We start from the raw sequence: 24,720 nt of genomic DNA on the forward strand, positions 1-24,720 counted from the left end.
GACGCCGGTTCCTCGACAGGTGTGAGTTCGCCGCCCGTCCCTGCTAGAACCGCCGCATGTCCCGTCCGTCCGCCCTTCGCGCCGCCGCGCCCTATCTCTGCCTGGCCGGCGCGATGGTGTCGCTGAGCGTCGGGACGTCGTTCGCCAAGGCGCTGTTCCCGCTGGTCGGGGCGCAGGGGACCAGCGCCTATCGGGTGGGGTTCTCGGCCCTGGTGCTGTGCCTGGTCTGGCGGCCCTGGCGCATGGCGATGAACCGCAGCGACCTGGTCGCGGTCGTGACCTACGGCGCGGTCATGGGGGCGATGAACCTGTGCTTCTACATGGCCCTGCGCACCATCCCGATGGGCGTGGCGATCGCTATCGAGTTCACCGGCCCGCTGAGCCTGGCCCTGGTCCACGCCCGCAAGCTGATCCACTTCGCCTGGATCGGCCTGGCCGCCGCGGGCCTTGGCCTGCTGCTGCCGCTGGGCGACGCCAGCCTGAACCTCGACCCCGTGGGCGTGGCCTACGCCGCCACGGCGGCGGTGTTCTGGGCGCTGTACATCGTGGCCGGCCAGCGGACCGGGCACCTGCACGGCGGCCGCTCGGTGGCCCTGGGCATGGCCACGGCGGCGGCGGTCGTGGCCCCGTTCGGCGTCGCCGCGGCCGGGGCGGCCCTGCTGAACCCGTACGCCCTGGGCCTGGGCCTGGCGGTCGCGGTGGTGTCCAGCGCCGTGCCCTATTCGCTGGAGATGGTCGCCATGCGCGCCATCTCCCGGCGCAGCTTCGGGGTGATGCTGAGCCTGGAGCCGGCGGTCGGGGCCCTGGCCGGCCTGATGGTGCTGGGCGAGCACCTGGTGGCCCGCCAATGGCTGGCCATCGCCTTCGTGATCGCCGCCTCCGTCGGGACGGTCGCGACCGACCCGTCGCGCCAGTCCGCAGAGGCGCCGCTGCACGATTAGGGCGTCTTCAGCCTTGGGAGGCGAAAACCTCGTCCTTCGACAAGCTCAGGATGAGGTTTTTCTACGCACGGGGCTGTAAATGGCCCTCATCCTGAGCTTGTCGAAGGACAAGGACCACGCAGGGGTTTGAAGGTCGATCCGCTTTAGGCGGCGGCCTGGGCGCCGAGGTTGGTGCGGCCCCAGCTGGTGCGGCGGGCTTCCGGCTCGGACACCGACACCCGGGCGGTCTTGCCCTGGGCGCGCATGTGGCGGGCCAGCATCTCGGCGACGCCGACCGCTTCCGGCTGGCAGGGATAGGAGCCGATCAGATCGAGCGATTCATTCCAGGTGACGTGCCAGACGCCGGAGACAGGTCGGACGAAATAGGTGTGTTCGGCGGCCATTGTACTCACTCCTTGGTTCACTCAAGCGTCGGTCTTACCGCGCCGGCGTGACAGCTGTATCAATGCTGCACAGCAACATCTTGTTGCATTGCACACTGCAGGAGCCGCGCCAAGAGCGTCATTGGTGAATCTGGCAGCAACAATAAGGCGGGAGGGTGAGAAACCTGACCGGGCCCTCTCCCAGAGGGAGAGGGTTCAATCCTTCACCACCACCCCGCCCTTCATCACCGCGCCGACGTGCTCGAGCACCGAGATGTCCGCTAGCGCGTCGCCGTCCACGGCGATCAGGTCGGCGTAGCGGCCGGGGGCGACGGCGCCGACGTCGGTCTTCTTCATCAGCTCGGCCGCCACGGTGGTGGCCGACTGGATGGCCTGCATCGGGGTCATGCCGTAGCGGACCATGTACGTCATCTGCCGGGCGTTGAGGCCGTGGGGATAGACGCCCGCGTCGGTGCCGTAGGCGATCTTGACCCCGGCCTTGACCGCCTTGCGGAAGCCGTCGCGCTGGGCCTGGGTGGTGTCGAAGTTCTTGCGCAGGGTCTCGGCCGGCCAGCCGTGGGCCTTGCCATAGGCGTCGATCCAGTCGCCGTCATAGATGTCGGCCACCAGGAACACGCCCCGGGCCTTCATCATGGCGATGGCCTCGTCGTCCATCAGCGAGCCGTGCTCGATCGAGCGCACCCCGGCCCGCATGGCCGACTTCATGCCTTCGGCCCCGTGGGCGTGGGCGGTGGCGTAAGTCCCACGGCGGGCGGCCTCCTCGACGGCGGCCCGCATCTCGTCCTCGGTCAGCTCCTGGGCGCCCGGCTCGGTGCCGACGGTCAGGACCGCGCCGGTGGCGATCAGCTTCAGGAAGTCGGCGTGATGGGCCAGGATGCTGGCGGCCTTGCGATGGGTATCGGCGGCGTCCTCGACCACGCCGGTCCGCATCTCGTCGGGGATCTTGACGTCGGCGGCCAGGCCGGTGATCTCGCCGCCGCCGCCGGGGATGGTGATATAGGCCCCGGCCACCGACATGCGGGGCCCGGGAACCAGGCCGGCGTTGATGGCGTCGCGCAGGGCCACGTCGCCGAAGGCCCGCCAGGTCCCGACGTCGCGCACGCTGGTGAAGCCGGCCTCCAGGGTGAGGCGCGCATGGGCGGCGCCGATATAGGCCTGGTAGGCGGCGGTGGTCAGCAGCGGCTCGGCGATGTTCTCGGTCTGCTCCTGGTCGCAGAGGTGGGTGTGCATGTCGATCAGGCCCGGCAGCACCATGCGGGTCGACCAGTCGATGACCTTGCCGTCGGCCGGGGCGGCCTTCCACGGCGCGACCGCGACGATCCGCTCGCCGTCAATGGTGATCATCTGGTCGCTGAGGACCTTGCCCTGCAGGGTGTCGACCAGCTTGCCGGCGTGGACATAGACGGGGGCGGCCCAGGCGGCTTCGGAAGCGGCGAGCGGCGCGAGCGCCAGGACGGCGGCCAGGACGGCGGTTTCGATCTTCACGAGAGCATCCCCACGATCCACTCATCCCGGCGAAGGTCGGGATGTGGATCCCCATTCGAAGTGCGACACCCCGGAGAAGACCTCGGCGGGGGCGGGGAAGTCCAGACCTTGTCTCGGGGCGTCGCCACGAGCGTCGAGCTTGCCCCATCATGCGCCGGGATGAGCGGCCTTCACGAGGCTTGTTCGGCCATCCAGTCCCGGAACGCCGCCAGGGCCGGCGTGACCGCCCGCGACTTCAGCCAGGTGAGCCAGTACATCCCCGCCCCCACCTCCAGGGCGAACGGCCGCACCAGCCGGCCCTGCTCCAGGTCGCGGGCGAACATCATCGACGGGGCCAGGGCCACGCCGGCGCCCTGCATCGCCGCCTCGACCATCACCCAGGAGCTGTCGAACACCGGCCCGCGGATCGGCGGCGGGACCAGGCCGGCGGCCGCGAACCAGTCGGGCCAGTCGTCGGCCCGGTAGCTGCGCAGCAGGACCTCGGCGCTCAGGGCCTCGGGCGACTTCAGCCGTTCGGCCACCAGGGGCGCGCACAGCGGGGTCATGGGCGCGGCGAACAGCGGGACGGCCTGGGTTCCGTGCCAGGCCCCGTCGCCGAACCGCACGGCGCAGTCCAGGCCCTCGCCGGCGATGTCGATGCGGTTGTTGTTGGTGAACAGGCGCAGGTCGACGAACGGATGGGCCTCGCGGAAGGCCGGCAGGCGCGGCAGCAGCCAGCCGACGGCGAAGGTGCCGACCACCCCGACGCTGAGCACCTCCATCACCCGCCCGGCCGCGAACCGCTCGAGCACGTCGCCCATCCGGTCGAGGCTGTCGCGCACCGGCGGCAGCAGGGCCAGCCCCTCGTCGGTCAGGGCCAGGCCGCGCGGCAGGCGGCGGAACAGGCTGGTCCCCAGCCGCTGCTCCAGGCCCTTGACCTGGTGGCTGACGGCGGCCTGGGTCACGCACAGCTCGATGGCCGCCCGCGTGAAGGACAGGTGCCGGGCCGAGGCCTCGAAGGCCCGCAGGGCGTTCAGGGGAAGCTGCGCGCGACTCATCTCGACACCCAAAATATTCTAGGGACTGAACCGAAGTATCATCGTTTGATCCCAAGGTCCCGCCTCGCCCATCTTCCCGCCCATGGAGGATCCGATGATCGACAGACGGCAAGTATTAACGGCTATCTCGACCCTGCCCGCCTTTTCTTTGGCCTCCCCCGCCGGCGCGGTCGCGACGGCGCGCCTGACCAGCGGCATTAGCCGGGGTATGGCCGCCCTGGAGGCGCGCAGCGGCGGGCGGCTGGGCGTGGCCGTGCTGGACACCGCCGACGGCAGGACCTTCGCCTATCGCGGCGACGAGCGCTTCGCGATGTGCAGCACCTTCAAGGCCCTGGTCGCGGGCCTGGTGCTCAAGCGGGTCGACCAGGGGCAGGAGCGGCTGGACCGGCGGATCGTGTACGGCCGAAACGTGCTGCTGGCCCATTCGCCGGCCACCGAGAAGCACGTCGCCGACGGCATGACGGTCGGCGCGCTGTGCGAGGCGACCGTCACCCTCAGCGACAACGCCGCCGCCAATATCCTGCTCTACACCTTCGGCGGCCCGCCGGCCCTGACCGCCTTCCTGCGCGGCCTGGGCGACAAGGTGACCCGCCTGGACGGCTACGAGCCGAACCTCAACGTGGTGCGGCCCGGCGAGCTCCACGACACCACCTCGCCCAACGCCATGCTGGGCGCCCTGCGCGCCCTGGCCCTGGGCCCGGTCCTGTCATCGGCCTCGCGCCAGCAACTGGTCGCCTGGCTGGTGGCCAACCAGACCGGCGACAAGCGGCTGAGGGCTGGCCTGCCCGCCGGCTGGAAGGTCGGCGACAAGACCGGCAGCTGGGGCGACGGCAAGGTCGGGACCACCAACGACATCGCCGTGATCTGGCCTCCCGGTCGCCCGCCGCTGCTGATCACCGCCTATCTGAGCCGCTCCACCCTCGCCGACGACGGCCGCAACGCCGTGATCGCCGAGGTCGCCCGACTGGTCGTCGCGGCCGGTTTCGGGTCCTAAAGGCGGTCCCACCCAGCGTCGCGGCGATGGGCCGCGCCGCAAGCCACTGTTCTTTAAGCCCTTAAGCCTATGCGTGCTTCACGGGCGTCCTGACACCAGCCAAGGTCGGGCGCCCGCGAAAGCAGGGTGATGACAGAGACGACCTCCCCCGCCTCGACCGGGCCGATCTGGCGCTGGACGGGCGGCGACATTCTGAAGACCCTGGTCCTGGCCGTGGGCGCGGCGGTCGGCTACGCCCTGCTGGCCTATCTCTGCGTCGAATTCCCCCGCAACTATGGCCAGGTGGCGCCGATCTGGCTGTCCAACGGCTTCGGCGTGGCCTGCCTGCTGTCGTGCCGCAACCGCCACTGGCCGGCCGTGCTGCTGGGATGCCTGGCCGGCGGACTGGCGGCCGGCGCCCATGTCCACGACCTGCTCGCGATCAATGTCGTGCTGGTCAGCTGCAACATCGTCCAGGTTCTGGTCTGCGCCTGGGGCGTGCGCCGCGTGATCGGCGAGACGATCGACCTGGGCCGGGCCCGGGACATGATCACCTTCGCCCTGATCTGCGGCCTGGCCGGCCCGCTCGCCACCAGCGTCCTGGCCGCCTCGCTCCATACGGCGATGCGCGGCGGCGTGCTGCTGGCCAATATCAGCCTGTGGTCGCTGGGCGACATCCTGGGCCTGATGACCATCACGCCCTGCCTGCTGGCCATGGTCCGCATGCGCCACTATCTGCGCGAGCGGCCGCTCTCCGCCAGCGGCGCGGCCAGCCTGCTGCTGTTGCTGGTCGTGACGGTCGGCGTCTTCGCCCAGAACCGGCCGCTGCTGTTCATGATCCCGCCGGTCATGCTGCTGGTCGCCTGGCGGCTGGAGGTGCTGGGCGCGGCGCTCAGCGCGACCCTGGTGGCCGTGGTGGCGGTGATCTTCACCATGGCCGGCCACGGGCCGATCACGCTGCTGCGGGCGGGGTCGACCGACCAGGCCATTGTGCTGCAACTGTTCCTGGCCGTGGCGATCTTCATCAGCCTGCCCGTGGCCTCGATCCAGCGCCACCGGCGCCAGATGCTGCAGAAGATGACCGAGGCCAATGCCGCGGTGTTCCGCAGCGAGGCGCGCTTCCGCCAACTGGCCGAAGACGCCCAGGACCTGATCGTCCACAGCGACCTGCGCGGCGTCATCCAGTACGTCTCGCCGGCCTGCGTCGCCATGTTGGGCTACGCGCCGGAGGAGCTGGTCGGCCGCGAAGGGATGACCACCGTGCACGAGGACGACCGCGAGGCCGTCCGCGCCATCGTCATCGAACACATCGCCCATCTGGCCGCGCATCACGACAACGGCCCCACGCGGGTCGAGTACCGCGCGATCCGCAAGGACGGGCGGATGATCTGGCTGGAATCCCGCCCCAGCCTGCAGCGCGACCCGCTGACCGGGGCGGTCCTGGGCATCAGCGACATCGTCCGCGACGTCACCGAGCAGAAGGCCATGGAGCAGCAGCTGCGCGAGGCCCGCAACGCGGCCGAGGCGGCCGCCGCGGCGAAGGGCGAGTTCCTGGCCAATATGAGCCACGAGCTGCGCACGCCCCTGACCTCGGTGCTGGGGTTCGCCCGGCTGGTCGACGACGAGCCGGAGCTGTCGCCCGACGCACGCCGCTTCATCGGCCGGGTGCTGAGCGGCGGCAAGGCGCTGCTGGCCACCATCAACGACATCCTGGACTTCTCGAAGCTGGAGGCCGGCCAGCTGGAGCTGAAACTGGAGCCCGTCGCCCCCGCGCCGCTGATCGAGGAGGCCCTGGACCTGTTCTCGCTGGAGACCGAGGCCCGGGGCGTGGCCCTGCGGGCCGACGGGCTGGACGGCCTGCCCGCCAACCTGCTGATCGACGGCGGCCGCCTGCGCCAGGTGCTGCTGAACCTGATCGGCAACGCGGTGAAGTTCACCGAGGCCGGGTCGGTCACCGTCACGGCCGCCTATGACGACGCCGCCGGGCGGCTGCGCGTCTCGGTGCGCGACACCGGGCCCGGCATCGCGCCCGAGGCCGTCGACCTGCTGTTCCGCCGCTTCTCCCAGGTCGACGCCGGCCTGACCCGCAAGCACGGCGGGACCGGCCTGGGCCTGGCCATCTGCAAGGGCCTGGTCGAGGCGATGGGCGGCCAGATCGGCGTGGTCAGCGATCCGGGCCAGGGCGCCTGCTTCAGCTTCGACGTCGTGGCGCCGTCCGCCGCGGAGGCCAAGACGCTCGCCGACCATGAGGCCGCCGTTCCAGCGCTGCCGCCGGCCTGCCACGTGCTGGTCGTCGACGACAACCCGGCCAACCGCGAACTGGTCAACGCCATCCTCACCGCCCTGGGCGCGCAGGTGTCCGAGGCGGTGGACGGCGAGGAGGGCGTCGCCGCCGCCGCGGTTCGCCCGTTCGACGTCATCCTGATGGACCTGCGCATGCCGCGCCTGGACGGCGCCCAGGCGGCCCTGCGCATCCGCGGCGGAGGCGGCCCCAACGCCGGCGCGCCGATCATCGCCTTCTCGGCCGACGCGCGGACCGGCGGCCCAGGCGGGGTCTTCGACGGCGCGGTGTCCAAGCCGATGACCGCCGCCAGCCTGGTTGACGCCCTCAACAGCGCCATGGCCAAGGCGCCGCCCAGGAGCCTCCCGGCCTCGGCCTGACCCGCGACCTGGAAGAACATCGGTTTCCGAGATTGCGCGCCGGCCCGCGCACGCTAGGATTGCGCCTCCTTCAGGAGGTCCGACCATGAGCGACGAACTCGTCTTCTACACCAACCCGATGTCGCGCGGCCGCATCGTCCGCTGGATGCTGGAAGAGGTCGGCGCCCCCTATCGCACCGTCGTGCTCGACTACGCCTCGACGATGAAGGCTCCGGAGTACCTGGCGGTCAATCCGATGGGCAAGGTGCCGGCGATCACCCACCGCGGCGTGACCGTCACCGAGGGGGCGGCGATCTGCGCCTATCTGGCCGACGCCTTCCCCGAGGCCGGCCTGGCCCCGCCGGTCGGCTCACCCGCTCGCGGGACCTATTATCGCTGGCTGATGTTCGGCTGCGGGCCGGTGGAGGCGGCGGTGACCAACAAGGCGCTGGGGGTGGAGGTGCCGCCCGAACGCCGCGCCACGGCCGGCTATGGCTGCCTGGAAGACACCCTGAACGCCCTGGAAACGGCGGTGAGCGGCAAGCCGTACATCGTCGGCGACGCGTTCTCGGCCGCCGACGTCTATGTGGGCTCGCAGATCGGCTGGGGCATGATGTTCGGCTCGATCGAGAAGCGCCCGGCCTTCGAGGCCTATTGGGCGGGGATCAGCCAGCGCCCGGCCGCCAGGCGGGCCTCCCAGATCGACGACGCGCTGATCGCCAAGGCCAAGGAAGACGCTTGAGCCCTTCGACGCGGGCTGAACATGGGACGGGGACAGGCGCATGCGCCTGTCCCCAAGAGTGAACCTGAACTCAAAAGTCCTAGAGCAAGCCGCGCGATATAGGATCGCGTGGCTTGCTCCAGGCTCTGTGTTCGCATCGCTTTTGCGGAAAACCGGCGTCCACTTTTCCGCGCGATGCTCTAGGCCAGAACCTGGATCACCACACGGCGGTTCTGGGCGCGGCCGTCGGGGTTGTCGTTGGGGGCGACGGGGTCATCCTCGCCGTACGAGATCGTCGCCATGCGGTTCAGCGGCACGCCTTGCTTGCTGAGGAACTTGCGCACCGTCTCGGCCCGCTCGCCGGCCAGGCTCTCGTTGTACTTCGGATCGCCGGTGGCGTCGGTGAAGCCCTGGATTTCCAGATAGACGTTCTTGTTGTCGCCTTTCAGCTTCGAGGCGAAGTCAGCCAGGCGCTGCTCGGCCTCAGGGGACAGCTCGTAGCGGTTCAGCGGGAACTTCACCGAGTCGTCGCTCAGCACCACCGAGTACAGGAACTTGCCCTCGGCCAGCTTGCCGGCGTCGGTCGCGCGCTTCAGCGCTTCCTGGCTGGTCCGGTCGACCTCGGCCAGCTTGGTCTCGGTCCCGTCGACCCGCGTGTTCACCACGCCGACCTGATCGTTGACATAACCCTTGGTCGCGCAGCCGCTGACCGACAACCCGCCGGCCACCAGAGCGCTCACCATCATCATCTTATAATTCATGCTAATCATGGCACACCCTTCCGCCTGTTGTTTCAATGCCGAGCGCCAAGCTGAGCCGTCCCACACCCCAGCAGCGGCGCTTCGTCAGGTCAAAATCGACATTCGAAAGAGGCGAATTCTGGGCCTGTTCTGGACAGACTTGGCCATTGCGGAGAAGGCGTTGCACCCACTCTTAAATAGCGCGCGCGTACGCAGAACCTGAACAAAGGTTCCCAATAAATATTTGTAATATGCTAGGGCTGAGCCGCCATCCTGGACCTGTTTTTCCGTCTCCGCCAGACAGAAAAGCGGGCGCGCCCATCGGACGCGCCCGCCAAGGATTCGGTTGAGCTGGTATTTACTGCAACGTCGCCTTGCCGATCGCCAGGCCATCCGCCCCGGCGCCGACGGCGATCACCCCGCCGTCCTCCAGGTCGCCGGCCAGCAGCTTCTTGGCGATCGGGTCGATCAGGTCCTTTTGGATCACGCGCTTGAGCGGCCGCGCGCCGTAGACCGGATCATAGCCCTTGTCGGCCAGCCACTGCAGGGCCTCGGCGTCCAGCGCCAGGGTCATGCGCCGCTCGGCCAGCATCTTGTCCACCCGCTGCAGCTGGATGCGGACGATGTCGCCCATGTTCGCGCGTGACAGGCGCTTGAACAGGATGATCTCGTCGATCCGGTTGAGGAACTCGGGGCGGAAGTGGCCGCGCACCGTGTTCATCACCAGCGGACGAACCTCCTCAACGTCGGACCCGTCCTCCTGGTTGGCCAGGAACTCGGCCCCGAGGTTGGAGGTCATGATGATCAGGGTGTTCCTGAAATCGACCGTCCGGCCTTGCCCGTCCGTGAGACGGCCATCGTCCAGCACCTGGAGCAGCACGTTGAAGACGTCCGGGTGGGCCTTCTCGATCTCGTCGAACAGCACCACCTGGTAGGGACGCCGGCGCACGGCCTCGGTCAGCGCCCCGCCCTCGTCGTAGCCGACATAGCCGGGGGGGGCGCCGATCAGCCGGCTGACCGAGTGCTTTTCCATGTATTCCGACATGTCCATGCGGGTGATCGCATGCTCGTCGGCGAACATGAACTCGGCCAGGGCCTTGGTCAGCTCGGTCTTGCCCACGCCCGTCGGGCCCAGGAAGAGGAACGAGCCGATCGGCTTGGACGGGTCGTGCAGGCCGGCCCGCGCGCGGCGGACCGCGTCGGACACCGCCTCCAACGCCTCGTCCTGGCCGACGACGCGGCCGCGCAGGGCGTCCTCCATCTTCAGCAGCTTCTCGCGCTCGCCTTCCAGCATCTTCTCGACCGGCACCCCGGTCCAGCGGCTGACCACGGCGGCGATCTGCTCGGCGTCGACCACTTCCGGCGTCAGGGCCTTCTGGGCGCCCGCGCCGCCTTCGCCGGCCTCGGCTTCCGCCAGCCGGCGCTCCAGGGCCGGAATCTCGCCGTACTGGATCTGGCCGGCCCGGGCGAAGTCGCCGGCCCGCTGGGCCGTCGCCAGGTCGGCGCGCAGCCGGTCCAGGGCCTCGCGGGCCTGGGCGGCGCCGCCGACCTTGTCCTTCTCGGCCTTCCACCGCGCGGTCATCTCGTCGCTGCGGAACTGCAGGTCATCGATCTCGACCTCCAGGTTCTCCAGGCGCTGTTTTGAGGCGGCGTCGGTTTCCTTCGACAGCGCCTCGCGCTCGATCTTCAGCTGCACCAGGCGGCGGTCGATCTCGTCCAACTCCTCGGGCTTGCTATCGATCTGCATCCGCACCCGGCTGGCGGCCTCGTCGACCAGATCGATGGCCTTGTCGGGCAGGAAGCGGTCGGCGATGTAGCGGTTGCTGAGGGTGGCGGCGGCGACGATGGCGGAGTCCGAGATCCGCACCCCGTGGTGCACCTCGTACTTCTCCTTCAGGCCGCGCAGGATCGAGACGGTATCCTCCACCGTCGGCTCGCTGACGAACACCGGCTGGAAGCGACGGGCCAGGGCCGCGTCCTTCTCGACATGCTTGCGGTACTCGTCCAGCGTGGTGGCGCCCACGCAGTGCAGCTCGCCGCGGGCCAGGGCGGGCTTCAGCAGGTTCGAAGCGTCCATCGCCCCGTCGCTCTTGCCGGCCCCGACCAGGGTGTGCATCTCGTCGATGAACAGGATGATCGAGCCCTCGGCGGCCGTGACCTCGCCGAGCACGGCCTTCAGCCGCTCCTCGAACTCGCCGCGATATTTCGCGCCGGCGATCAGGCTGCCCATGTCCAGCGACAGCAGCTTCTTGTCCTTGAGGCTCTCGGGCACGTCGCCGTTGACGATGCGCTGGGCCAGGCCCTCGACGATGGCGGTCTTGCCGACCCCCGGCTCGCCGATCAGGACGGGGTTGTTCTTGGTGCGGCGGCTCAGCACCTGGATCGTGCGGCGGATCTCCTCGTCGCGGCCGATCACCGGGTCGATCTTGCCGTCGCGGGCCGCCTGGGTCAGATCGCGGGCGTAGCGCTTGAGGGCGTCATAGCCGTCCTCGCTGGAGGCGCTGTCGGCCGTGCGGCCCTTGCGGATCGCCGCGGCGGCGGTCTCGAGGCCCTGGGCCGTCGCTCCGGCCTCCTTCAGGATCTTGGCCGCGTCGCCGCCTTCCTTGGCGATGGCGATCAGCAGGCGCTCGGTGGTGACGAAGGCGTCGCCGGCCTTCTTCGCCCCCTCCTCGGCCGCGCTGAACACCCGGGCGGTATCGGGCTTCATGTAGAGCTGGCCGCCGGCGCCGTCGACGCGGGGGGTCTTGGCCAGCAGGGCGTCGACGGCCGCGTCGGCCGCGTCGGGCCGGCCGCCGGCGTTCTGGATCAGGGTGCGGGAAAGGCCGTCCTTCTCCTCGAGCAGGACCTTCAGCAGGTGTTCGGGCCCCAGCTGCTGGTGCCCCTTGGCCAGGGCCAGGCTCTGGGCCGACTGGACCGCGGACTTGGCGCGGTCGGAATAGAGATCGATCTTCATGCGGTATCCCCTCCATGGGCGGATTTGGGCCGCTCGCCTCGCTTGAGCACGAGCCGCCCAGGACGGGATTTAGGTGTGGCCGTTCAGCCACACAAGGGCGCCCACCCAGACTCTCTAACGCCGGCGGACCTGAACGCCAGCCCAGCGATCATAGAACGGATCCGGTCGCTGGAAGGCCATGGCGATAAACACCGCCAGCACGGCCAGCCCGAACACGATCGACGCGACCAGGCTCGCACCTCCAAGGCCGAGGTCGACCAGGCCTATCGCGCTCAGGATCGACACCAGGTTGAAGGTCGCCCATAGGCCGTAGACCACCAGATTGCGGATCAGGGCGCCGCGCAGGGTGGACTTTCCAGTGCGCGTATCGACGACCCGAACCCCCGCCAGGGCCTTGCCCAGGCTCGTCCCAACCAGCCCCTCGGACAGGGTCAGGCCGACCAGCAGCAGGATTCCGGTTAGGCTGTCGGCGAAGAAGACGCGCGGCAAAAATCGCCCGTCCAGGTCGACGGCGCCGGCGCGCCACGTCGTCGTGATCACGTTGCCCGACTGCTGGACCTGATTGAGCCTAACGAAGCGATTGACTTCGCGTCCGAAGAATCGCGACGTGCAGAGCACCGCGCTGTCGATCCGGAACCCCACCGGCAGTTCCAGCCCTCTGGGCGCCGTCCTGGTCGGGGCGCAGGCGGTCGTCATCAGGACGGCCTGCTGTACACGGACCTGACCGCCGGTTTGGCCGTAAGCCACAGCGCCGACCGTCGACACCAGCGCGCCCACCAAGATCCAGTCGATCAGCGCGGCCAGCGCGCGCCGCCAAAAGCCGCCCGACAGGCGCTTTCGAGCGGTCGGCTCATGGGATTCGGTCATCAGCCCCCCGGCTTGAAGGTTTGCAAAGGTCGTGCGCCTACCATCCGCGCTGGGCGATATAGGCTTCCAGCGCCTGGATGCGGGCGGCGTCCGACGGGTGGGTCGAGGCGAACTGCGGGGTGTTGGGGCCGCCGTTGGCCTGCATGTGCAGCCACAGGATCACCGCCTCGCGCGGGCGGTAGCCGGCCCGCTGCATGAAGTCGACGCCCAGGCGGTCGGCCTCCAGCTCCTGCTTGCGCGAGAACGGCAGCAGGAAGCCGTACTTGGCGCCGGCCCCGCCGTAGCTGGAGATCGCCCGGGCGGCGTCGGACGAGCCGGCCGCCGCGCCCAGCACGCCCAGCACCAGGCTGGAGGTCAGGGTCTGCGACTGCCGCTCGGCCGCGTGGCGGGCGACCACGTGGCCGGCCTCGTGGCCGATCACGGCGGCCAGCTGGTCGTCGTTGTCGACCAGGTTCAGCAGGCCCGTGGTGACCCCGACATGGCCGCCGGGCAGGACGAAGGCGTTGGGGGCGTTGTCCTCGAACACCGCATAGTCCCACGGCCGCTGGCCCAGGCCGGCGGCCTCGACCACCCGCTGGCCGACCGCCCGCACCCGGGTGTTGGCGGCGCGGTTCGCGCTGACCTTGCTGGTGGCCAGGGCCTGGCTCCACGCCTGCTCGCCGGCCTGGGCCAGGCTGGCGTCGTTGACGATGGTCATCTGCTGGCGGCCAAGTTCGGGATTGTAGGCGCAGGCGGACAGGGCCAGGGCGGCGAGGATCGGGGCGGCGAACGCGGGACGCAAGGCGGGACTCCGGCGGCGAAAGGAACGGCCCCACCTTGGCGGATCGGCGCCCCGCTTGTCCACGCGCCAGACGGGCGCCGGCCCTGTCAGTCGCCCCGGGACGACTCGATCACCTGGGCCAGGCGCCGGGGGTCGATCGGCTTGGACAGCACCGGAACGTCGCGCAGGTCCGGGCGCACGCCCTGCTCGCCATAGCCGGTCACGAAGGCGAACGGGATCCTGCGTTCGCGCAGCACGTCGGCGGCGGCGAACGAGGTCTCGCCGTCGAGATTGACGTCCAGCAGGGCGAAGTCGAAGACCGCGGCGCGCGCCGCCGCCTCGGCCTCGGTCGCCGAACAGACCGGCCCGATGATCGCGCAGCCCAGGTCGCCCAGCAGGTCCTCGACCAGCATGGCGACGAACAGTTCGTCCTCGACGACCAGCACGCGAAGCGGCTCAGGCGGCGCCGCGGGTGAAGCGGCTGGGCTCTCCGGGCTTGGCGAATTCGGACGTGATCGTGCAGACGACGCCGGTCGGCGGGTAGTCGAGCCGGACCTCACCGCCCAGCTCCCGCGCCAATCCGCCCGTGATGAGGCGGCTGCCGAAGCCCTGGCGGCTTGGCGTGCTGACCGCAGGACCATCGATTTCCTCCCAACGCAATTTCAGCCGCTCGACCCCGTCGTCCTTGACGCGCGCCCAGGTCAGGGCCACCCGCCCGGCCTCGTTGGACAGCGCGCCATACTTCGTCGCATTGGTCATCAGTTCGTGCAGGGCCAGGGACAACGACAGCGCCGCCTTGGGCGCCAGCCGCAGGGGCGGCCCGTCGGTCCTGAACCGGGCGGAATCCCCGTGCGAGCCGATCAGCGAGGCGACCACGTCGCGCAGGTCCGCCCCGTCCCAGCTTTCGCGGGTCAGGATGTCGTGGGCGCGGGCCAGGGCCAGCAGCCGGGTGTTCAGGGAATCGCGGGCCCCGTTGAGGTCGGTGGCGTTGCGCAGGGTCTGACCGGCCACGGACTGCACGGTGGCCAGGGTGTTCTTGACCCGGTGATTGAGCTCGTTGACCAGCAGCAGCTGCAGCTCCTCGGCCCGCTTGCGCTCGGTGACGTCGCGCATCACCCCGGTGAAGAAGCGCTTGCCGTTCTCGCGCCATTCGGCGATCGACAGCTCCAGCGGAAAGGTCGAGCCGTCGCGCCGCCGGCCGGAGACCTCGCGGCCGATGCCGATGATCCGCCGCTCGCCGGTCTGGCGATAGCGGCCCAGATAGCCGTCGTGCTCGGCGTGGTAGGGCTCGGGCATCAGGATGTGGATGTTGCGCCCGAACATCTCGGCCGACGTATAGCCGAACAGGCGCTCGGCCGCGGGGTTGAAGGCCTCGACCCGGCCCATTTCGTCGATCACCACGATCGCATCGACGGCGGTGTCGACGATGGCGCGATAGCGCGCCTCGACATCGCCTGGGCTGGCGTCGCTTCCGCGTTCGATGTTCGCAGCTCCGGGCATGGGGTCGCCCCCTTCAGCGAACCCAAGCTTAGCGTCGAAGTTGTGATCCGCCTAGGAACTTATCCTAAACGGGAACTGGAGCGCTGGATCTATTTCCCGTCCGCGTAAAGTTTGACCACCTCGTACAGGAACTGGCGGCCGTTCATCAGCGCCTTGACCTGGATACGCTCGTTCAGGCCGTGGATGTGGTCGCCGTCGACGCCGGACATCAGGCCCGACAGGCCGTAGGTCGGCACGCCGGCGGCGTTGGTGAAGCGGCCGTCGGTGGCGCCGGTCAGCATGGCCGGGATGAAGGGCACGCCCGGCCAGATCTTGCTCGCGACCTTGGTGGCCGGGGCCATGATCCGGGGCGTCAGCGGCGGTGGCGGACTGACCGGATCCGGGTCGGCGGCCAGGGTGATCTTGACGGCCGGGTCGGCGACGATCTGCTCCAGCTGGTCGCGGACGACCTTGGGATCATTGCCCGGCAGGATGCGGCAGTTGACGTTGGCCTTGGCCCGCTGCGGCAGGGCGTTGGGCGCGTGGCCGGCCTCGACCATGGTGGCCACGCAGGTGGTGCGCATCATGCTGTTGCGTCCCGGGTCGCGGGCCAGGATGGCGGCGGCCGCGGCGTCGGCGGGATCCTTGACCATGGCCCGCATGGCGGCCGCCACTTCGGGATCGGGCTCGATCCTGGCGTTCTGCTCGTAATAGCCCTTGGTGGCGTCGTTCAGGGCGATCGGGAAGTCGTAGGCCCCCAGCCGCGCCAGGCCATTGGCCAGGTGGTAGATCGCGTTGTCCTTGACCGGCCGCGAGGAGTGGCCGCCGGCGTTGGTCACTTCGAGATTGTAGTCCATGTAGACCTTCTCGCCGACCTGGATGCCCAGCAGCCGGGGCTGGCCCTTTTCGTCCAGCTGGCTGTCGTCGCCCTCATTCAGGGCGAAGTCGGCCTTCATGGCCTCGGGATACTTCTCCAGCAGCCAGGGCACGCTGTTGAACTGGCCGCCCTCCTCGCCGCAGGTCAGGGCCAGCTTGAGGTCGCGCCGGGGCTTGAAGCCCTCCTGCTTGTAGCGCACCAGGCTGTCGGTGAAGATCGCGGCCATGGCCTTATCGTCGCTGGCCCCGCGGGCGTAGAAATAGCCGTCTTCCTCGACCAGCTTGAACGGGTCGCGCGCCCAGTCCTCGCGCTTGGCCTCGACCACGTCGATGTGGGCCATCAGCAGGATGGCGCCGGCCTTGGGGTCCTTGCCGTGCAGGGTGGCCAGCAGGGCGCCGGCCTTGGGGTGCTCGTCGGGGAACACCACGCGCACGTCGCTGTCGGGGAAGCCCGCCGCCTTCAGCCGCGCGCCCATGGCCTGGGCGGCCGCCGTGCAACTGCCGACCGAGGCGGTGGTGTTGATCTCGACCAGTTCCTTGTAGAGGCCGCGGAACGCCGTCTCGCTCGAATCCTGCGCCTTGGCGGAGGTCGCGGCCAAGGCCGACAAGGCGGCCGCCGTCAGGAGAAAGCTCTTGGTCTTGCCGCGCATGGTCGTCCCCTAATGTGTGGAACGAAGCTAGGCGGGGTTCGCCGCCCAGCGCAATGGGCGAGGTTGACCGCCGACGCCCGCGGCGATCCTTGCGTTGCCAGGACCCGATTGTCGGCTATCAGGGACCAAAGCCGAACGCCGAACAGGAGATGGACCATGCGGATCAAGTCTATGGCGGCGCTCGCCGTGCTGGCGTCGTGCTCGGTCGCGACCGCCCACGCCGCGGAGACCGCGTCGTTCGACCCGGCCACGGTCGACATCGCCGACATCCTGGCCTGCAAGATCGACGGCGGCCCTATGTAGGGTTTTCGATGTCGGTCAGCGATGACGACAGCCCAGGCGGCGCCAAGGCGCGCGGCTGGGTCAGGCTGCCGCCCCCAAGCCCGATCTTCTCGGCCTATCGCCTGCCCAAGCCGCTCAACGTCTTCGGCCAGACCACCAGCACCGTGGCCTTCAAGGGTTCGGCGATGATGGCGGTCCTCGACCTGCCGGACGCCACCGCGCTCGGCGCGGCGCAGGGCGTCACCAACGTTCTTGCGGGGACGGGGCGCTTCATGGGCGAACGCCTCGTCGACGATTCGACCCGGGTGGATCCGGAATCGGGATTTCGCTTCAAGAACCGCTCGTCCCTGAAGATCACCAGTCATCCGGCGTTTCCGGGCAAGACGCTGATCGGATGCGAGTACGACGGCCAGTTGCAGCCTCCCGCCTGATGGCCGCCACCAAGCCCGTCGCGCTCGCGGCGCTGATCGCGCTATCGGCCTTCTGGTTCGGCGCGATCGATGCGCCGGCCCTCGCGCAGGATCAGGACAAGATCGCCGCGACCAGCGAGATGCACTGCCCGGCGGGCGGCGCCTTTTCGATCGCCGGCGAAACCTTCGGGCCGGGCGACGTGACGGAGGTCGAGACCCAGTTCAGCGACCTGGGCATGCCGTTGGTCCAGATCGACCTGAGCGATCAAGGCCAGGCGCGGTTCGTGGCGCTGCAGGATGGGCGGGTGGGCGACAGGCTGCCGATCTGCCTGGACGGCGCGCTGCTGTCGGATCCCTATCTGGCGGAGCCGATCACGGGGTCCAGCCTGCAGATCGCCGGCGGCATGACGGTTCCGGACACCCGGGATCTGGCCAGGCGAATCCGGGAACAGCTGGGCCTGAAGGACAAGGCGCCTTCAGGCGCGCCGGATCATCCCGTCAAACCCACCGATTGAGGCTGGATCGCGGCCCACGCCGAAATCCCGGGCGCGAGGGCCCGGGATGACGCTGAGAGCAGAGAGGGTGTCGCCCAGCGTACCGGGCGGCCAGAAACCGGGCGACCAGAAGGCGCTTAAGCCTCTTCCGACCCCGGCGCGGCGGCGCCTTCGAAGCTGCGCGGGGCGCGGCGGCGCTTGGGCTTGGCCGGAGCCTCGCCCTCCGCCGCGGCCGGAGCCGCCGGAGCCGCTTCGGCCGGAGCCTCGGCGCGGGTCGACTTGCGGCCCAGGAAGGCCGGGGCGTGGCTGACGTCGCCGTCCTGGCTGCGCAGCAGCGGCGAGGCCGGAGCCTCGCTGGTCAGCGGCGTGGCCTGCGGCTCGATCACCGCCATCGGATCGCGGTCGCGCGGCGCCCGTTCACGGCGCGGACGCTCGCGGCGGCCTTCGGCCTGCGGCTGTTCGGCGCCCTCGGCGGCGACCGGACGGTCTTCGCGAACGCGGTCCTCACGGGGCCGCTCGTCACGGGGCCGCTCCTCCCGGGGACGCTCGTCGCGGAAGCGGTCTTCCCGCGGGCGGTCGTCACGGGGACGATCATCGCGCGGGCGATCCTCCCGGGGCCGGTCGTCGCGGGGACGGTCATCGCGGGGACGGTCGTCGCGGGGCCTGTCGTCGCGGGGCCTGTCGTCACGGGGCCTGTCGTCACGGGGGCGATCGTCACGGGGGCGATCGTCACGATCGCGCCAGCGGTCGCGACGGCCCTGACCCTGACTCTGACCATCGCGGTCACGGTCGCGGTTCTGGTTGTCGCGGGGACGGTCGTCGCGCTGGCGATCCTCGCGGGGACGGTTCTCGAACCGGTCGCGACGCTGTTCGCCGCCCTGGCCTTCGCCGCCCTCGCCCTCGGCCGGAGCCTCGGCCTGGACCGCTTCCGACGCCTCGGGCTGTTCCTCGGGCTCGGCCTCGAAGTCGATCTCGTAGGCCGAATAGGCGTCCTTGCCGACGATGTCGCTGACCGGACGATTCGGCTGGATGGCGCGCAGGACGCGGAAATAGTGCTCGGCGTGCTGCAGATAGTTCTCGGCCAGGACCCGGTCGCCGGACGACGTCGCGTCGCGGGCCAGCTGCTGGTACTTCTCGTAGACGCTCTGGGCCGCGCCGCGCACCTTCACGCCTTCGGGGCCGTTCGAATCGAAGGCCCGGTTGGCGTTGTGCTGCTGAGGCTTGCCGCCGTTACCCGCTCCACCGCGATTGTTGCGGCCGCGCTGGCGCTTCATGCCCTTGAAATCTCTCATCTTCTCTTCTGAACCTGTCCGGCGGCGATCAGCGCGTCCGGTGTTTGGCCTCTGGAGCGGGGTGAACCCGGTTAGGGTCTGCCTTCGATGTTCTAGAGACGCTGGTTTCCGTAGAGCCTCCGCCCGGTTCGGGCGCGGCGATCAGCCTGGTCGGCCGTTCGCGCCTGCCGGGGGAGTCTTACGGCCGTCGAGACGACCGCTGTTCCCGTCACCCGGCGTTTTGGAAGGAGACCTTATCCGTCTACCGCCTCACGCCAGGGTTTCCAAGGGATTTTTCAAGGCGGGGCCATGGCCGCGACTTTGGCCGCTATTTCGTACCGGTGACAACGCGGTCGTTGACCGACAGATCCTTGATGGTCCGCACATTCTGGGCGCCGGCCTGCCGGAACAGGTCCTCCACCGCCTGGGACTGGTCGTAGCCGATCTCGACGGCGAACATCGCGCCGGGCTTGAGCACCCGCAGGATCTCGCCGGCCAGGACGCGATAGGCGTCCAGGCCGTCGGGACCGCCGTCCAGGGCCAGGCGCGGCTCATGGTCGCGGACCTCCGGCTCCAGGGTGTCGATCACCTCGGTGGCGATATAGGGCGGGTTGGACACCACCAGGTCGAAGCTGTCGTCGCCCAGGCCGTTGGTCCAGTCGCCGCGCAGCAGGGCCGTCCGGCCGGCCAGGTCCAGGTTGGCGGCGTTCTCGCGGGCCACCGCCAGGGCCTCTTCGGAGACGTCGATCCCCAGCCCCTTGGCGGCCGGACGTTCGGCCAGCACCGCCAAGAGGATCGTGCCGGAACCAACGCCCAGGTCCAGCATGTTGAACGGCATCTGCTCGGGGAAGGCCTTCAGCACCTCGTCGACGATGACCTCGGTCTCGGGACGCGGGGTCAGGACGTGCTTGTTGACCTGCAGCAGGATCTTCCAGAACCCCTTGCGGCCGATGATGTGGCTGACCGGCTCGCGACGGGCGCGGCGGTTCAGGAAATCGTCCAGCGTCGCCATCTGGGCTTCGGTCAGCACCCGATAGGGATCGGTGATGATGTCGGTGCGAGTGACGTCGGCGGCCACCTCCAGCAGCAGGCGGGCGTCGATGGCCGGCTGGTCGATCTGAACGTTCTTCAGACGGTCCTTGGCGGCGTTCCAGGCTTTGACGAGGGTCAGGGTCATGGGCGGCTCCTTAGCGCGTCAGAAGCGACAGGGCGATATTGAGACGGGTACCAATTTTTGGTACTCTGCTAGTCGGAGGATACGATGAGCAAGAACACCTCTATCAGCCTAGGCGACCATTTTCAGACCTTCATTGAAGGCCAAATCAGCGACGGCCGCTATGGCTCAGCCAGCGAGGTCGTACGCGCAGGACTGCGGTTGCTGGAGGAGCGAGAAACACGATTGGCGGCTCTACGCGCTGCATTGATCGAAGGCGAGGAAAGCGGCTTTATCGAGGACTTCGATTTCGACGCCTTCATCGCGGAAAAGCTCCAGAGCGAAGGTGTATCGGAGTGAAGGCCTACCGGCTTTCACACAAAGCCCGTCGTGACCTCGACAACATCTGGGACTATTCGCGCGGCCAGTGGGGTGCGACGCGAGGCGCAGCTTATCTTCATGATATACGGACCGCGATAGAACTTGTAGCGGAACGCCCCTCCATTGGAGCTGTGCTCGAAGACCTTCCGGCTTACAGAAGGCGACCTGTCGGCTCACACATGATCCTCTACCGCCTTCAGGACGGCGTGATCATGATCGTCCGCGTGCTGCATCAGAACATGGACGCCACGCGCGCATTGTCAGAGCACTAAGCCACGGCCACCCCGTCCCCCTCGCGCACCGCCCCGCCTTCTTCCACGTTCAGGTAGACCCCGCAGAACATGTGGCCGTAGTGGTCGAACAGGGCCTTCACCAGCTCGATGTCGCGCTCGGCGGTGACCGGGTCGACGTGGGTGGCGGCGCAGCGGACGATCGGCTTGAGCACCTGCGCCCTCGCCTCGCCCACCCGCATCGTCCGTCCGGTCCAGTCGTTCTCGACCCAGGCCGGCCAGCCTTCGACATAGAGGTTGGCGCGGAAGCGCAGGGGGTCCACGGGGCGGCCCAGCCTGTCGGCCAGGTCGCGGACGCTGGCCAGGTTGACGATCGAGACATAGCCGCTGCGGCTGTCCATGAACCGGTAGTCGCCCGGCCCCGCGATCACCCGCAGCGGTCCCTGGACCGCGTCACCCAGCAGGTCGGCCAGCCAGGTCTCGAACCCGCGCCGCCCTTCGTCGTCGCGCAGGTCGCCGGCGAAGTCGGCCCGCCCCTCGGCCCGGGCGGTGAACACCCCGGTCGCCGGGTCATAGGCCGTGCGGGCCTTGGCGACCTGCGGGATCTTGGCCAGCACCGCGAACTTCATCTTCGAGATGTGGGCCGGGGCGGCCGGATCGAAGCCGCTGGGACCATCCTCGACCGCATAGAGGCGGTCGCAGGGAAAGCACTGGCCCGCGACCAGCTCGGCCTGGTCCAGGCGTTCGGGCGTGAATCCCTTGACGGGATGGCGATAGAGGCTGACGACCTGGGCTTGCATGACGCGCAAGGTCGTCGACGACTCGGAGCTTGGCAAGGTGAAGCCTGACCGCGCGGAACGGAGCCGGGCCGGACGTGTTCCCCCACCGGAGGGCCAGGCCATGACAGACACCGTTCCGCGACGCCCGATCCGGTCGTGGATCGCCTCGCGGCCCTATCACCTGGCCCCCTGGATCGCCCTGCTGGCCCTGGTCCCCTTCGTCCTGCCCAAGCCCCGGCCCGGCCACGGGCCGAACGAGACGCCGCTGGACCATCCCCCTGGCCTGTCCGAGGACCGGGCCATGCCGCCGCACGACTTCGACCGGGCCGAGCCGATGCGCGGCCGGGCGGCCCGGCATCCGCACCGCATCCCCGTGCTGGGCTGGCGCGACATCCTGTGGCGCACCTTCCGCGAGATCAGCGTCGACCGGCTGCCGGCGGTGGCGGGCGGCGTGACCTTCTACACCCTGCTGGCCATCTTCCCGGCCATCGGCGCCTTCGTCTCGCTGTACGGCCTGTTCGCCGACATCGGGGCGGTCGAGAAGCAGTTGCAGGAGATGTCCAGCGTCTTCCCCGCCAGCGTCGTCAACATCATCGGCGAGCAGATGCTGCGCCTGGCCAGCCAGGAACAGACCAAGCTGGGCGTGGCCTTCATGCTCAGCCTGCTGCTGTCGATCTGGTCGGCCAACGCCAGCATGAAGGCGCTCTTCGACGGGTTGAACATCGCCTATGACGAGGACGAGAAGCGCAACTTCGTCACCAAGACCGCCTGGACCTACGCCTTCACCTTCTGCGCCCTGCTGTACGCGGTGGTGCTGGCCGGCGTGCTGATCGCCGCGCCGGTGGTGCTCGAGCGGGTCGGGCTGAGCGCGGCGGCGCCGTTCTGGATCCCGCTGCGTTGGCTGATCGTGCTGGCGGTGACGGCCTTCGCCTTCGCCATGCTGTACCGCTTCGCCCCCTGCCGCGCCCGCCCCCGCTGGCGCTGGGTGATCTGGGGATCGGTGTTCGGGGCGGCGGCCTGGCTGGGCGGATCGCTGGTGTTCTCGGTCTATGTCAACCGCGTCGCCCATTACGACGCCACCTACGGCCCGCTGGGGGCGGTGATCGCCTTCATGGTCTGGATGTGGTTCTCGATCATGACCGTGCTGGTCGGGGCCGAGCTGAACGCCGAGATCGAGCACCAGACCGCCATCGACTCAACCACCGGCCCGGAGAAGCCGATGGGCGAGCGCGGCGCGGCCATGGCCGACACCGTCGGCCTGGCCTTCCACCCCTGGGAGTTCATCCAGCGCGAGGCGGGCACGGTCAAGCGGGTGTCCGGCCGCTACTGGGGCAAGGCCACCGGCCTGGGCAAGGCCAAGCGCCCGCCGGACGCACCCGATTGAACATCAAAACACCGCTCATCCCGGCGAAAGCCGGGACCCAGATCCCGTAGCGGAGAGTCTGACTGGAGTAGCTCAGCGCGCTTGGCCTCACCCTCAAAGCCATTCCATCTGGGTCCCGGCGTTCGCCGGGATGATCGGAAAAAGTGAGGGTTCAGTCGAGCGACGAATGCTCTAAATCGAACCCATGATCTTCGCCCCCGCCGCCGAAACCGACTTCCCCGCCCTCGTCGACCTGGTCAATTCCGCCTATCGCGGCCAGGGCGCCCAGGCCGGATGGACCACCGAGGCCGGCTATATCGACGGCCAGCGCATCGACCTGGAAAGCCTTCGCCAGGATCTGGCCGAGGCGCCCGACGCCGTGCTGCTGACCCTGCGCGACGAGGCCGACGGCCCGCTGCTGGGCTGCGTCTGGATCGAGCCCGACGCCGAAACGCCCGACGCCTGGTACCTGGGCATGCTGACCATCCGGCCCGACCTGCAGGACCGCCAGCTGGGCCGGGCGCTGCTGGCCCACGGCGAGGCCTACGCCAAGGACCGGGGCGCCCGGCGCGTGCGCATGACCGTCGTCCATCTGCGCGACACCCTGATCGCCTGGTACCAGCGCCGGGGCTACGCCCTGACCGGCGAGACCAAGCCCTTCCCCGTCGGCGAGCGGTTCGGCAAGCCGCAGCGCGAGCTGTCGTTCGTAGTGCTGGAAAAGGCGCTCTAGGGTCTGTGGACCGTTAGGCGCTGAGGCGCCGCCCTCGTCCTTCGACAGGCTCAGGATGAGGGCTATTGGTAGGGCGGTTGAGTGGAATTCCTCATCCTGAGCTTGTCGAAGGACGAGGAATTCGGCTCAAAACCGTCAACTGTCCACAGACCCTAGACCCCCACCGCCTCCAGCCAGCGGGCGCACAGGGTCGGCCAGGCGCCGACCGGCAGGTCGGGCGTGCGCAGGGCGAAGCCGTGCGGGGCTTCCGCGAAGACATGCAGTTCGGCGTGTCCCCCGCGGTCCAGATAGGCGCGCTGCAGGCGCAGGCCGTTCTCGACCGGCACGACGGGATCGCTCGCGGCGTAGACGATGAACGCGGGCGGCGGGTCGGCCATCAGCGCCGCGTCCGGCTGCAGGGCCTCGTACAGCGCCTGCTTCTGGGCCGGCTCCAGCGGCGGCTTGTCGGCGACCACGGCCCGCCCCGCAGCGTTGGTCGAGATCGGCCCGTAGGCGACGACCAGGGCGTCCGGCCGCGCGCTCTGGGCCGGCGCCGCCGAGGCCGGCGCGGTCCAGGCGTCGGGATAGGCGGCCGCCAGGCAAGCGGCCAGGTGACCGCCCGACGACAGCCCCAGGACGCCCACGCGACCCGTGTCGACGCCGAGGCCCGGCGCGCGGGCCCGGATCAGCCGCATCGCCTCGCCCGCGTCGTCGACCGGCGCCTGCGGGCCGCCGGCCGCGTCGGGAAAGCGGTGGACCAGGACGAAGGCGTGGTAGCCCAGGCTGTTCAGCCACAGCGCCACCTCGACGCCTTCCTTGCCCAGCATCAGCTGGGTGTAGCCGCCGCCGGCCACGACCAGCATCGCCCCGCCGTTCGGAACCTCGGGCGCGAAGGCCAGGACCTGGGGCCGCTCGACGGCCGCCACCTCCAGGTCCAGCCGCGACGCCGCCGGATCGGCCAGGGTGAACCCCAGGCCGTCGCCGGCCTCATCGTCCCAGACATTGAAACGGAAGGTCTCGCCAAACGGCGTTTGGGTCATGAGCAAGCCACGCGTTTACAGAAAGAGGACCCCGTCCCGTCGGAAGGGGCGGTTTGAGCGACGCGGCCCCGTTTGACGAAGGCTTACGCGTCGCTCCACCTGG

Annotated in this window: 25 protein-coding genes and 1 pseudogene; 12 read left to right on the plus strand and 14 right to left on the minus strand. The window is 69.4% G+C overall.

Features of this window, described 5'->3' with window-relative positions:
* The first annotated feature begins 56 nt into the window (after window positions 1-56).
* Both ASD47_RS06605 and ASD47_RS28130 read left to right on the plus strand, forming a co-directional pair.
* A complete protein-coding gene (locus tag ASD47_RS06605; RefSeq protein ID WP_056753320.1) occupies window positions 57-941 on the plus strand; it encodes a DMT family transporter in 885 nt (294 codons plus the stop codon).
* A gap of 13 nt (window positions 942-954) precedes the next feature.
* Window positions 955-1,055 (plus strand): annotated as a pseudogene (locus ASD47_RS28130) (hypothetical protein); the annotation flags it as partial.
* A 29-nt stretch (window positions 1,056-1,084) separates the two neighbouring features.
* On the opposite strand, the gene ASD47_RS06610 reads toward ASD47_RS28130, so the two are convergent.
* The 3 genes from ASD47_RS06610 to ASD47_RS06620 form a co-directional block, all read right to left on the minus strand.
* The gene (locus ASD47_RS06610) at window positions 1,085-1,324 is read right to left on the minus strand and encodes a hypothetical protein (protein ID WP_056753323.1); all 240 of its coding nucleotides are present in this window, start codon (window positions 1,322-1,324) and stop codon (window positions 1,085-1,087) included.
* A 195-nt stretch (window positions 1,325-1,519) separates the two neighbouring features.
* Window positions 1,520-2,809 carry an amidohydrolase family protein gene (locus tag ASD47_RS06615; protein WP_056753326.1) on the minus strand — a complete coding sequence of 430 codons (1,290 nt, stop codon included), beginning with the start codon at window positions 2,807-2,809 and terminating at the stop codon, window positions 1,520-1,522.
* A gap of 170 nt (window positions 2,810-2,979) precedes the next feature.
* The gene (locus ASD47_RS06620) at window positions 2,980-3,846 is read right to left on the minus strand and encodes a LysR family transcriptional regulator (RefSeq protein WP_056753329.1); all 867 of its coding nucleotides are present in this window, start codon (window positions 3,844-3,846) and stop codon (window positions 2,980-2,982) included.
* A gap of 94 nt (window positions 3,847-3,940) precedes the next feature.
* On the opposite strand from ASD47_RS06620, the gene bla reads away from it, so the two are divergent.
* The 3 genes from bla to ASD47_RS06635 all read left to right on the plus strand — a co-directional run bounded on the left by bla (window position 3,941) and on the right by ASD47_RS06635 (window position 8,201).
* Entirely contained in the window at window positions 3,941-4,840 is a 900-nt protein-coding gene (gene bla, locus ASD47_RS06625) for a class A beta-lactamase (protein ID WP_056753332.1), read from the plus strand.
* Between the two features lie 129 nt (window positions 4,841-4,969).
* The gene (locus tag ASD47_RS06630; RefSeq protein WP_056753335.1) at window positions 4,970-7,480 is read left to right on the plus strand and encodes an MASE1 domain-containing protein; all 2,511 of its coding nucleotides are present in this window, start codon (window positions 4,970-4,972) and stop codon (window positions 7,478-7,480) included.
* Between the two features lie 85 nt (window positions 7,481-7,565).
* The gene (locus tag ASD47_RS06635; protein WP_056753337.1) at window positions 7,566-8,201 is read left to right on the plus strand and encodes a glutathione S-transferase family protein; all 636 of its coding nucleotides are present in this window, start codon (window positions 7,566-7,568) and stop codon (window positions 8,199-8,201) included.
* 179 nt (window positions 8,202-8,380) lie between these two features.
* Here ASD47_RS06635 and ASD47_RS06640 read toward each other — a convergent pair whose 3' ends face one another.
* From ASD47_RS06640 to ASD47_RS06670, 7 genes are all read right to left on the minus strand, one after another.
* A complete protein-coding gene (locus tag ASD47_RS06640; RefSeq protein WP_056753339.1) occupies window positions 8,381-8,950 on the minus strand; it encodes an OmpA family protein in 570 nt (189 codons plus the stop codon).
* 328 nt (window positions 8,951-9,278) lie between these two features.
* Window positions 9,279-11,873, minus strand: coding sequence for an ATP-dependent chaperone ClpB (clpB, locus tag ASD47_RS06645; RefSeq protein WP_056753348.1), 2,595 nt, complete (start codon window positions 11,871-11,873; stop codon window positions 9,279-9,281).
* A 114-nt stretch (window positions 11,874-11,987) separates the two neighbouring features.
* Window positions 11,988-12,740 (minus strand): RDD family protein, encoded by a 753-nt coding sequence (locus tag ASD47_RS06650; protein WP_056753351.1) that lies wholly within the window; start codon window positions 12,738-12,740, stop codon window positions 11,988-11,990.
* 37 nt (window positions 12,741-12,777) lie between these two features.
* The gene (locus ASD47_RS06655; RefSeq protein ID WP_056753354.1) at window positions 12,778-13,521 is read right to left on the minus strand and encodes a M48 family metallopeptidase; all 744 of its coding nucleotides are present in this window, start codon (window positions 13,519-13,521) and stop codon (window positions 12,778-12,780) included.
* A gap of 86 nt (window positions 13,522-13,607) precedes the next feature.
* Entirely contained in the window at window positions 13,608-13,946 is a 339-nt protein-coding gene (locus ASD47_RS06660) for a response regulator (RefSeq protein ID WP_082564498.1), read from the minus strand.
* A 10-nt stretch (window positions 13,947-13,956) separates the two neighbouring features.
* On the minus strand, window positions 13,957-15,000 hold the full coding sequence (locus tag ASD47_RS06665; protein WP_056753357.1) for a sensor histidine kinase: 1,044 nt from the start codon (window positions 14,998-15,000) through the stop codon (window positions 13,957-13,959).
* 89 nt (window positions 15,001-15,089) lie between these two features.
* A complete protein-coding gene (locus tag ASD47_RS06670) occupies window positions 15,090-16,505 on the minus strand; it encodes a M20/M25/M40 family metallo-hydrolase (protein WP_056753360.1) in 1,416 nt (471 codons plus the stop codon).
* 156 nt (window positions 16,506-16,661) lie between these two features.
* Between ASD47_RS06670 and ASD47_RS26545 the strand changes: the two genes are divergently transcribed.
* Genes ASD47_RS26545 through ASD47_RS06680 form a run of 3 tightly spaced genes read left to right on the plus strand, consistent with a single transcriptional unit; the run spans window position 16,662 to window position 17,712 of the window.
* Window positions 16,662-16,808 carry a hypothetical protein gene (locus ASD47_RS26545; RefSeq protein ID WP_156402138.1) on the plus strand — a complete coding sequence of 49 codons (147 nt, stop codon included), beginning with the start codon at window positions 16,662-16,664 and terminating at the stop codon, window positions 16,806-16,808.
* Window positions 16,809-16,816: 8 nt separating this feature from the next.
* Window positions 16,817-17,218 carry a hypothetical protein gene (locus ASD47_RS06675; protein ID WP_056753363.1) on the plus strand — a complete coding sequence of 134 codons (402 nt, stop codon included), beginning with the start codon at window positions 16,817-16,819 and terminating at the stop codon, window positions 17,216-17,218.
* Complete coding sequence (locus tag ASD47_RS06680) at window positions 17,218-17,712, plus strand: hypothetical protein (RefSeq protein ID WP_056753366.1); 495 nt, start codon at window positions 17,218-17,220, stop codon at window positions 17,710-17,712. The genes ASD47_RS06675 and ASD47_RS06680 overlap by 1 nt, the downstream gene beginning before the upstream one ends.
* A 116-nt stretch (window positions 17,713-17,828) precedes the next feature.
* Here the strand turns inward: ASD47_RS06680 and ASD47_RS06685 are convergent, their stop codons facing one another.
* A complete protein-coding gene (locus ASD47_RS06685; RefSeq protein ID WP_056753372.1) occupies window positions 17,829-18,983 on the minus strand; it encodes a DUF4167 domain-containing protein in 1,155 nt (384 codons plus the stop codon).
* A 307-nt stretch (window positions 18,984-19,290) separates the two neighbouring features.
* Window positions 19,291-20,139, minus strand: coding sequence for a peptide chain release factor N(5)-glutamine methyltransferase (gene prmC / locus ASD47_RS06690; RefSeq protein WP_056753375.1), 849 nt, complete (start codon window positions 20,137-20,139; stop codon window positions 19,291-19,293).
* 84 nt (window positions 20,140-20,223) lie between these two features.
* Here prmC and ASD47_RS06695 point away from each other — a divergent pair, with 84 nt between their 5' ends.
* A complete protein-coding gene (locus tag ASD47_RS06695) occupies window positions 20,224-20,475 on the plus strand; it encodes a type II toxin-antitoxin system ParD family antitoxin (protein WP_056753378.1) in 252 nt (83 codons plus the stop codon).
* On the plus strand, window positions 20,472-20,768 hold the full coding sequence (locus tag ASD47_RS06700) for a type II toxin-antitoxin system RelE/ParE family toxin (RefSeq protein ID WP_056753381.1): 297 nt from the start codon (window positions 20,472-20,474) through the stop codon (window positions 20,766-20,768). Before ASD47_RS06695 ends, ASD47_RS06700 begins: the two co-directional genes overlap by 4 nt.
* Here ASD47_RS06700 and ASD47_RS06705 read toward each other — a convergent pair.
* Window positions 20,765-21,526, minus strand: a complete 762-nt coding sequence (locus ASD47_RS06705) for an MOSC domain-containing protein (RefSeq protein WP_156402139.1) — start codon at window positions 21,524-21,526, stop codon at window positions 20,765-20,767. The genes ASD47_RS06700 and ASD47_RS06705 overlap by 4 nt on opposite strands.
* A gap of 100 nt (window positions 21,527-21,626) precedes the next feature.
* On the opposite strand from ASD47_RS06705, the gene ASD47_RS06710 reads away from it, so the two are divergent.
* Together ASD47_RS06710 and ASD47_RS06715 are read left to right on the plus strand one after the other, a co-directional pair.
* Window positions 21,627-22,889, plus strand: coding sequence for a YihY/virulence factor BrkB family protein (locus tag ASD47_RS06710; protein ID WP_056753387.1), 1,263 nt, complete (start codon window positions 21,627-21,629; stop codon window positions 22,887-22,889).
* Window positions 22,890-23,073: 184 nt separating this feature from the next.
* On the plus strand, window positions 23,074-23,598 hold the full coding sequence (locus ASD47_RS06715; RefSeq protein ID WP_056753389.1) for a GNAT family N-acetyltransferase: 525 nt from the start codon (window positions 23,074-23,076) through the stop codon (window positions 23,596-23,598).
* A 152-nt stretch (window positions 23,599-23,750) separates the two neighbouring features.
* Here ASD47_RS06715 and ASD47_RS06720 read toward each other — a convergent pair whose 3' ends face one another.
* Window positions 23,751-24,617 (minus strand): alpha/beta hydrolase, encoded by an 867-nt coding sequence (locus ASD47_RS06720; RefSeq protein ID WP_056753392.1) that lies wholly within the window; start codon window positions 24,615-24,617, stop codon window positions 23,751-23,753.
* Window positions 24,618-24,720 lie beyond the last annotated feature (103 nt).

Origin of the sequence: Caulobacter sp. Root1472, assembly GCF_001426985.1 — a bacterium.
Lineage (GTDB): Bacteria > Pseudomonadota > Alphaproteobacteria > Caulobacterales > Caulobacteraceae > Caulobacter > Caulobacter rhizosphaerae.